The 9260-nt window shown below is 50.3% G+C and carries 2 protein-coding genes; both read right to left on the reverse strand.

The genetic code is table 11. The features are described 5' to 3' along the window. Window positions 1-7692: surfactin non-ribosomal peptide synthetase SrfAB (srfAB, locus tag J7E26_RS18670; protein ID WP_214804228.1), on the reverse strand; the 7692-nt coding region annotated here is incomplete at its 3' end. Between the two features lie 22 nt (window positions 7693-7714). Then, a partial coding sequence (locus J7E26_RS17305; RefSeq protein ID WP_251039278.1) for a condensation domain-containing protein occupies window positions 7715-9260 on the reverse strand: 1546 nt, incomplete at its 5' end.

The following is a 9260-nucleotide window of genomic DNA, read 5'->3' on the forward strand; positions in this document are numbered from 1 at the left end:
TGTCACGGCAGGGCGGCTTGCATAGCGCGCCGCCGTTTCTTCAAAGAGGCGGTGAACCGTTTTGTCCCGCGGTACGGGAAGGGTTTTGCCTTTCCATGCGTCAAGAAGAGCTTGTTTTTCTGTCTCGCTGACCAGTGAGATCGCCGACAGCTTTCTGTCAGGGCGGCTTGCGGCTGTCTCCAAAATCCGCAGGAAGCCGTCACTCCACTTTTCAATCGTTTCTTTTTTAAATAAATCTGTCGCATACTCAAGCTGAAGGCCCAGTCCCTCTTCATCTGTAAAACCGCCGAGTGTCAGATCGAATTTTGCCGTACCTTGGTTTGACTGATACGGCGTGATATGCAGGTTCTCCAGATCCAGTGTTTCTTTATCCGGATCTTCTGTCGTCACCATGACCTGAAACAACGGATTGCGGCTCATGTCTCTAGGAAGGTCAAGCTGTCCGATCAAATCTTCAAATGGGTAATCCTGATGCTCTAATGCGTCTAAGTTGGTTTGTTTCACTTGTTCGAGCAGCTCGGCGAAAGTCTGCTCTTTGCGCGCTTCATTACGCAGCGCAAGCGTATTGACGAACATACCCGGCATTTCCAGAACATCGGCGCTCGTTCTTCCGGCCGTAACCGAACCAATGATGATATCACGCTGTCCCGTAATTTTGCCCAAAAAGACATGGAACGCCGCATGCAGCACCATATGCAGAGTGGCGCCCGTTTTTTCCATTACTTCACGGACGGCCTTTTCCGTTTCACGCCCCGCTCTGAAGCGGATCGATTGCCCTTCGAAGCTCTGAACCGGAGGACGCGGGAAATCTATCGGCAAATTCAGTTCAGGAAGCTCGCCTGCAAAAGCAGAAAGCCAATAACGTTCATGCTCCTTCATCCGCTCCGATTGGTCAGGTTCGTTCTGCCAGACGGCGAAGTCTTTATAATGCAGCTTCGGCTCTGGAAGGCTGCCGCCTCTGTAAAGCTGAGCGAGTTCTTTTACCATAATGCTTCTGGACACGCCGTCGGCAATAATGTGGTGCATATCTAATAGCAAAAGATGTTTCTTTTCATTTATTCTGATCAGGGCTGCGCGAATGAGCGGAGCCTCACTTAAGTCAAACGGCTTGATGAAGGCTTTGATCTGCTGGTGCGCGTCTTCTTCGGCTGCTGCTTCGAGCATGTGAAGCTCAATTTCCGCCTGATCCGCTATCTGCTGCATCGGCTGGCCGGCCTTTTCCGTAAATGACGTCCGCAATGATTCATGGCGATTTATAAGCTGATTGAGCGCTTCCCGCAGCCGGGCAATATTGATTTCCCCTTCCATCAGAAGCACCGACGGCATATTATAGCTGATTGTGTGCCGGTCAAGCTGATTCAGGACATACATCCGTTTTTGCGCGGAAGATAAAGGATACGCATCAGCAGCCGCGGCTGGCTGAATCATCCGATAACCGTCTGAAACCGCTGATGACTCCATATATGCAGCAAGCTGACGGACGGTGGGCTGTTCAAAAAGCGCTTTTAACGGAACGGTTTTGTCCAGCTCCGCTTGAATATTGGCAACTAGCATCATGCCTTTTAAGGAATGCCCGCCGAAATCGAAGAAATTGTCGTCGATGCCGAGTGCGTCAATGCCGAGCGTATTCTTCCAAATACGGCAAAGCTTCTCTTCAAGTTCGGTTTCCGGCAAGGCGGTTGTACGATATCCCATTTGAGCGGCGCCCGGTTTCGGCAGAGCGTTTTTATCTGTTTTTCCGTTGGCTGTCAGCGGAATCTCGTCAACCTGCACAAAATAGGCCGGAAGCATGTGGGACGGGAGCGTTTGAGAAAGCAGTTTGCGAAGCTCAGGCCCTTTCAGATTTTCGGCGGTTTTATAATACGCGCAAAGTTCCGGCAGCCCGCCTTCGCTGACTGTGAGAACGACTGCCTCCTGAATCCCGTTCATACTTAACAGCACGTTTTCAATCTCTTTTAATTCAATTCGGTAGCCGCGGATTTTCACCTGATCATCCGTTCGGCCGATGAATTCAATCGTCCCGTCAGAAAGCCTGCGGACGGCATCACCCGTTTTGTACATCAAGCTGTCCGGCGAGTACGGATTAGCCAGAAATTTCTCCGCCGTCAGCTGCGGGCGGTTGAGATACCCTCTGGCAATCCCGCTTCCTGTAATATACAGCTCGCCGCTTGCTCCCGGAGGAACAAGTCTCATCGAGCTGTCTAAAACAAGCGCCCCGGTATTAGCGATTGGCCGGCCGATGACCGGGCGTTTTTCATACTGATCAAGCCGATCCATATCAATCCGTCCGGCAACGGCGCCGATGGTCGTTTCCGTCGGGCCGTAGTGATTGATGAAATCGGTATGCGGATACACCTCATGGAACTTGCGGACATCAGACGTGATGATTTTTTCGCCGCCGAGAACCGCTAAACGAAGCGGGCTGAAATGCCGTTCTTTCGTAAAACGGGATGTATTGACGATCATATGGAACAGCGACGGCGTCAGCTTGATATACGTAATGCCGTTTTGCTGTATATACTCACCAAGCTGATCAGGCGCCGTGTACGTCTCTTTCGGCACAATGTGCAGCTCGCCGCCCGCTTGAAGGATCGGAAACAGACTTGTATATCCCAGATCAAACGCATAAGAGGACAGCAGCACGGCTCTATCTTTTTCCGTCAGATCGGCTTCACGGCTGAACCACGTGACATAGTTTATAAGATTGCGATGTTCCAGCTGGACGCCTTTTGGTTTTCCTGTCGTCCCTGACGTATAAATGATATAAGCAAGATGATCGGCACGCGCCTCTGTTTCAAGGCGCTCAGCGCTTTCCTCCCGCCACTCTCCGCCTTCCATGGTTACCGTTTTTCCTTTATAAACGGCGGCCGCGGTCATATTTCTCTCATTGACGACGAGAAGCTTCGCCCCGCTGTCTTCCAAAGAGTAACGGATTCTCTCTTCCGGGGTCTCCGGATCTATCGGCAGAAACGCGGCTCCGGCTTTCATGACACCGAGAATGGCGGTGACCAATTCAGCCGAACGATCCATCATAATCGCAACGATGTCTTCACGCCCCGCTCCGTTTGCGCGGAGGTGGCGGGCAAAACGGTTCGCCTGTTCATCAAGCTCACGGTATGTCAGGCTTCCCCCGCCGACAACCGCTGTAAGGTCAGGTGTCTTTTGCGCTTGTTCTTCAAACAGCGAGATATAAGTGCCGCCTTCAGGCAGATCCGCTTCCGTTCGTTTTTCGTCTGCCAAAAGCGCGTCCTGTTCGGCAGGGGACAGCAGATTTGCATCGGCCAAGCGCACTTCGGGATTGCCGGCGCAGGCTTTAACCAGATTGACAAAATGAGTGCTCCAGCGGCGGATCGTTTCGTCTGTAAATAAGGCTCTGGCGTAATCAAAGCTCAGCCCGATTTCTTCCCCCCGCTCTGCCGCTTCGAGGGAAAGATCAAATTTGGCGACATGGTGATGCATGGAATAAGAAGAAATCTGCAAATCTCCCAATCGCAATGACGGAATCTCCATGTTCTGCATGTTAAATAACACGCTGAACAGCGGGCTTCGGCTCGTGTCTCTCGTTAATGGCAGCTTTTCAATCAATTCTTCAAGCGGATAGCTCTGATGCTCGATGGCTTGAAGGCTGGCCGTTTTTACCTCGTCCAAAAATTGCTTGAACGTTTTTTTGCCTAACGGATGTGACCGCAGTGCAACCGTGTTGACAAACATGCCGGGCACATCTTGAAGATCGGGATGTGTTCTTCCGGCAGTCGGAGAACCGACGATGATATCTTCCTGCCCCGTATATTTGGAAAGCAGCACTTGAAAAGCGGCTAATAAAAACATGTACATCGTCGTATCCGTATCAGCCAGCAATTTCTTAATTTGCGCCGTCACTTGCCGATCAAGCCCGAAGATGACCCGTTCTCCTTCAAAGCTCCGCTCGGCCGGACGCGGAAAGTCAAGCGGCAGATCAAGCACCGGCAGCTCGCCTTTGAATGTATCAAGCCAGTATGCTTCATGCTTATCCTGATCGGCTTTCTCACGCTGCCAGACAGAAAAATCCTTATAGTGAAGCTTCGGCAGCTCTAACTCTGCGCCTTGATAAAGCTTCGCCAGATCGCCGATGAAAATCCCCGTCGAGCTGCCGTCAGTAATAATATGGTGCATGTCAATCAGCAGCAAATGCCGATCTTCTGCAAGCTGGATCAGTTTCGAACGGACGAGCGGCGCACGGTTAAGCTCGAACGGACGGATAAAGGCTTTTATCAGTTCTTCCGCGTCTTCTTCCCGGCCCTTGGCAGCCTCCAGCTGAAATGAAACATTTTTATGAATGATTTGCACAACTTTTCCATCCGCCATGTCAAACGACGTACGCAATGTCTCGTGGCGGTTGATTAATGCCTGCATGGCTTGTTCAAGACGGTCTTTGTCTACTGTTCCTTCCAGCAAAAGTACAGCAGGGACGTTGTAGCTCGTGCTTGCCTGCCCGAGCTGGTTAAGGATATACATCCTGCGCTGTGCTGAGGATACAGGATAATGCTTCTGATAAGGCGCTTGTCGGATCGGTTCAAACTGCTGCTCCTCCTCGCTCTCATGCTGCTGTAAATATTGTGCAAGCTCTTGAATCGTCGGCTTTTCAAACAGAACTTTAATCGGCACTTCTTTTTGAAATTGCTCTTGAATTTTAGCGGTCATCATCATGGCTTTTAAAGAATGGCCGCCGATGGTAAAGAAATTGTCAGTCACACCGGCTTTTACACCGAGGATGCCTTCCCAAATATCCGCAAGTTTCTGCTCCGCTTCTGTTTTGGGCGCTTCGTATTCTTGTTGCGCCGCTTCAGCCTGCGGCTCAGGAAGCGACTTTTTATCAATTTTTCCGTTCGCTGTCAGCGGAAATTGTTCCATTTGAATCAAATGCGCGGGAATCATGTATTCAGGCAGTGATTCTGAAAGTGATTTACGCAGGCTTTCCTGAGAAAGATCACGATCTGCGGTAAAGTAGGCGCAAATTTCATTTTCATCCGCTTTGTTTTTTCTAATCATCGCGGCCGCTTCCGTGACGCCCTCTGCCTGGCTGATCTTCGTCTCGATTTCTCCAAGCTCGATTCTGAAGCCGCGCACTTTCACTTGGTTGTCAATTCGGCCCAGAAACTCGATCGTGCCGTCCGGACGCCATTTCGCCAAGTCTCCCGTCCGGTACACCGTATCGTCAGGCCTGAACGGGTCTTGGACAAACTGTTTCTCCGTTAATTCAGGCAGATTCACATAACCTCTTGCAACCCCGCTTCCGCCGACACACAGCTCGCCCGGCGCACCGATCGGCTGAAGATTCCGGCTATCGTCCATAATGTATGCGGTGGAATTGCCGATCGGCTTCCCAATCGGAATAGAACCGTCATAATCCTGGTCAATGAGAAAACTGGTCGAGAATGTTGTATTTTCCGTCGGGCCGTAGCCGTTCCAAAGCGACAGTTCTGGAGAAGCCTTTCTGACTTTGTTTACGATATGCGGGACAAGCGCGTCTCCGCCGATGATTAAATGCCGGAGCGTTTTAAACATGCCTGCATCCTTTTGGGCAAGCTGGTTGAACAGCGGAGAAGTCAGCCACATCGTCGTAATCCGCTGTTCTCTGAGAAACGCGGCAAAGCGGGAAGCATCAAGCAGCGTCTCTTTTTTGACCGGATAGAGCGCAGCTCCGTTTAACAAAGCGCCGAAGACTTCAAAAGTACCGGCATCAAAGCTGACGGCCCCCGTTTGCGCCATGCGGTCTTCTTCGTGAACCGTAACGTAATTCGAATGCTTGACGAGCCGGATGATATTTCTGTGCTCGATCATGACGCCTTTCGGTTTGCCCGTTGAACCGGATGTGTACATGATATACGCCAGATCGTTTCCGCCCGCAGACAGGTTCAGATCGGCGCAGCTCACTGTTTCATCTGAACCGGCGTCAAGCATGATGACCGGAACTTGCAGTGTGCCTGCTTGTTCTTTATAAGCTTGAACCGTCAACACGAGCTGAATGGAGCTGTCTACCGCCATAAAACGGAGACGGTCCTCCGGAAAAGCCGGATCTATCGGCACATATGCGCCGCCTGCTTTTAAGACGGCAAGCATTCCGATGACGGTATCCGCAGAGCGCTCGTTCATGATGGCAGCGGTCTGTCCTTTTTCCAGCCCGTTCTCAATGAGAATTCTTGCCAGACGGTTGGCTGCTTCATTCAATTCACGGTATGTCAGCTCACGTCCCTCTTCTTTTGCTGCGATGCTGGCAGGCGTTCGTTTTGCCTGCACTTCGAATAAGCGATGAACGGCCGTTTCTTCCGGCAGCGCTGTTTTCGTATCATTGAATACCTCCACAATCTGCCGTTCTTCTTCCTCTGAAACCAGTCCGTAATCCCGCACGTATGCGTCAGGCTTTTCGACTGCCGCTTTCATCATGCGGGTCAGGTGATTTGCCGTTCTTTCGATGGTGTCAGCATCGAATGCCGCCCCGTTGTATTTGATTTTGACGGTCCACGTTTTGCCCGGATAAACAATTAAATTGAAATCAAAGCTTGTTTGTTCAAAGGCATGTTCCACCTTAATGGAAAAGCCGAGACGGTCCTCCATGCCTCCGTTTTCAAGCTCTTTATCAAGCGGGTAATTTTCAAACGCAACCAGATGATTCAAAAGGCTTCCGTCCAAGGCGGAACGCTTTTGAATATCGTAGAGCGGCACGTAATCGTAACGCTCGGCTTCAACGGCGTTTTTTTGGACGGCTGACATCACATCAGCGAAGGCGGCTTCTGAGTCAACCTTGACCCGAACGGGTATCGTGTTAATGAACAGCCCGGCCATCGTTTCAATGCCGTTGATTTCTGAAGGACGGCCTGATACTACGGTTCCGAAGACTACGTCGTCCGTATAGTTGTACTTGCTGAGCACGGCACCCCATACCGCTTGAAAGAGGTTAGGCCCCGTCACTTGATGCTGATTTGCGGTTTGCTGAATTTGCGCCACCAGCTCTTCATCCCACACAAAGGAGTATTCTTCATTTTGATAGTCTTTCTTTTTCGCAGTCAGGCGGCCCGGGAGCAGGCTCGGCTGTTCGAAATCCGCCAGGCGGCTGCTCCAATATTGTTCGGCCTCTTCATTGTCCCGGCTGCCGAGCCATTTAATATAGTCAGAGTAAGGCTTGCCCTGACTGGCTGCTGCGGGGCGCCCGGCCCGGAGCGCTTCATAGTTTTGAAACAGACTCTTCATCAAAACGCCCATACTCCAGCCGTCCATAACGATATGATGATTGCTCCAAACGAGATACAGCTGCTCTTCACTCAGTCTGAAAACCGCCGCTTTAAACAGAATGTCTTTTGCGAGATTAAAACCCTGCTGCTGCACGTCACTTTTATAGCGTTCAATATATTCGGTTTGGCGTGTTTCATCTAATTGGCTGATATCTTCATAGTGCACGCTCGTTTTACGCTCGGCTAATACGACTTGGCGCGGTTTTTGCAGCTGCTGGTGCACAAATACCGTACGCAGAATGTCATAAGTCCGGATCAGCTCATTTACGCTTTTTTCAAAGAGTTCAAGATGAAAGATTCCGTGAATCCTAAGCTCTAACTGTGTGAAGTAAGAGGAAGAATGCGGATCAAGCATTGCATGATACAGCATTCCCTCCTGCATCGGTGTGAGTGCATACACCTTTTGAATCGATTTTTTGCTCATACGTCACCTCTACCTTTTTCTGCTAAAGAATCTCCATTAATTTATCAAGTTCATCAAGCGTCAGGTCGTCATCTCCAAGATCACTAGGCGTAAGCTCCGGCCCGTCTTGGGCTAAGCAATGATCTGTAATCTTAAGCAGATGCGCTTTAAAACTGTCACTGAACGATTGAATGGTTTTTTCATGAAATTCGAGAGAATGATAGGCAAATGTCATAGTCAGCTGCCTATTTTCTATAAATCCGACAATATCGAGCGCATTCGGCTTTTCCGTATCCGGGCTCAGCGATTGTCCCGACGGCATCTTCGACCTTGTAAATAAACCGGAGTCAGACATTTCATTAAACTGGCCTAAGTAGTTAAAGCTGATGTCCGGTTTAATGGAAAATGAAAGATCCTCTTTATGCTCAGGCGCCGTTACATAGCGCAGAATGCCGTAGCCGACTCCTTTATTCGGTATATGCCTGATATCCTCTTTCATTTGTTTCAGCTGATACGCGAGATCATCGGCGTGCTTCATTTCCAGGACCATCGGATACATACTCGTAAACCAGCCGACCGTCCGGGTCATGTTCAGGCCATTAAGTATGTCCTCACGTCCGTGGCCTTCTAAATGAACGCCGATTGTATCCCGGCCCGTCCATTCCTTCAGCGCCAATCCGAGTGCTGTCAGCAGAATGTCGTTCATTTCTGTGTGATAGGCTTCATGTACTTTTGTTGTGAGCAGCTCGGTTTGTTCAGCTGTCAGTGAGAAGCCGATCGTTTTTGTATACTTCATACGCGGATCGCTTGACTGCCGGTCTTTCGGAAGCTGAGTCCATACCTCTTTCTCCTCCAGCTGTTTCCAATAATCGGCTTCCTTCAAAAATGCCTTCGTGTCTGCGTATTCTTTTAATCTCTGTGCAAACTCGGCGAATGAATGTGTTTTCGGCGGAAGCGCCGGTTCGTTTCCTTGCTTCAGCTGAGTATAAACGGCAGTGAAGTCCTCCAGTAAAATCCGCCATGATACACCGTCTACGACTAAGTGATGAATGGCCAGAAGCAAATGGTCACCGTCTGCCGCTTGGAAAAGCCCTGCCTTCAGCAGATTGCCGGTTTCCAGTGCAATACTGCTTTGGAGATGATCCGCTTCCCGTTCAATGCGGTCTTCATGATCTTCAGCAGGCCCATTCAGCTTGAAAACTTCCAAATCAACAGACGCAGCCTCCAGCCCTCTGTAATATGGCTTTTGCTCACGATAAACCATTCGGAGCGCATCGTGATGCTCAGTTAATACTTGTAAGGTCTTTTCAACCAAAACTGGATCAAAGCCCTCTGCCGCATGAAGCATGACGGACTGGTTCCAGTGATGCTTGTTCGTAAAGTCTTTCTCAAAGAACCAGCGCTGGATCGGCGTTAATTCCGCCTCGCCTTCGACCGGTCCCTGGTCGGCCTGTTTGCCTTCCGTCCGCTCCACATAGGAGACCAGCTCTTCGATCGTCGGATGCTGGAAGAGGTCTTTCATTTCCAGCTTGAAGCCGTGCTGATTCAGACGGCTCGCCATTTGAATACCTTTGATGGAGTCGCCTCCG

This window comes from Bacillus sp. ISL-51 (assembly GCF_018613535.1).
GTDB lineage: Bacteria > Bacillota > Bacilli > Bacillales > Bacillaceae > Bacillus.